We start from the raw sequence: 1,117 nt of genomic DNA, 5'->3' as shown, positions 1-1,117 counted from the left end.
TGTCTAAAGAAAAATTTGAACGTACGAAACCGCACGTTAACGTTGGTACTATCGGCCACGTTGACCACGGTAAAACAACTCTAACTGCAGCTATCTGTACTACTCTTGCTAAAGTTTACGGCGGTGTAGCTAAAGACTTCGCATCTATCGATAACGCTCCAGAAGAGCGTGAGCGCGGTATCACAATCGCAACTTCTCACGTTGAGTACGACACTCCATCACGCCACTACGCACACGTTGACTGTCCAGGACACGCTGACTATGTTAAAAACATGATCACTGGTGCTGCACAGATGGACGGTGGTATCCTAGTTGTTGCTGCGACAGATGGCCCAATGCCACAAACTCGTGAGCACATCCTACTAGGCCGTCAGGTTGGTATCCCATACATCATCGTATTCATGAACAAATGTGACATGGTTGACGATGAAGAGCTACTAGAACTAGTAGAAATGGAAGTTCGTGAACTTCTATCTGAATACGATTTCCCAGGTGATGACCTACCAGTTATCCAAGGTTCTGCACTAGGCGCACTAAACGGCGAAGAGCAGTGGGAAGCGAAAATCGTTGAACTAGCAGAAGCTCTAGATACTTACATCCCTGAGCCAGAGCGTGCGGTAGATCAGCCATTCCTAATGCCTATCGAAGACGTATTCTCAATCCAAGGTCGTGGTACAGTAGTAACTGGCCGTATCGAGCGTGGTATCCTAACTGTAGGTGACGAAGTTGCTATCGTAGGTATCAAAGACACTACTACAACTACATGTACTGGTGTTGAGATGTTCCGTAAGCTTCTAGACGAAGGCCGTGCAGGTGAGAACGTTGGTGCACTTCTACGTGGTACTAAGCGTGACGAAGTTGAACGTGGTCAAGTACTAGCTAAGCCTGGTTCAATCACTCCACACACTAAGTTCGAATCAGAAGTATACGTACTGTCTAAAGATGAAGGTGGTCGTCACACTCCATTCTTCAAAGGCTACCGTCCACAATTCTACTTCCGTACAACTGACGTAACTGGTGACATCCAGCTACCAGACGGCGTAGAAATGGTAATGCCAGGCGACAACGTACAGATGACTGTAGAGCTAATCGCACCAATCGCAATGGACGAAGGTCT

1 protein-coding gene is annotated in these 1,117 nt (G+C 47.2%); it reads left to right on the top strand.

Annotation, left to right across the window (positions count from 1 at the left end; all coding sequences use genetic code 11):
* The coding region (tuf, locus tag R7O03_RS22610; RefSeq protein ID WP_318132069.1) for an elongation factor Tu at positions 1 to 1,117 on the top strand (1,117 nt) is incomplete at both ends.

It is taken from the genome of Vibrio sp. Vb2960, assembly GCF_033337665.1.
Classification (GTDB): domain Bacteria; phylum Pseudomonadota; class Gammaproteobacteria; order Enterobacterales; family Vibrionaceae; genus Vibrio; species Vibrio alginolyticus.
Note: the sequence above shows the minus strand (reverse complement) of the source record. Positions and strands in the feature narration are given on the sequence as shown.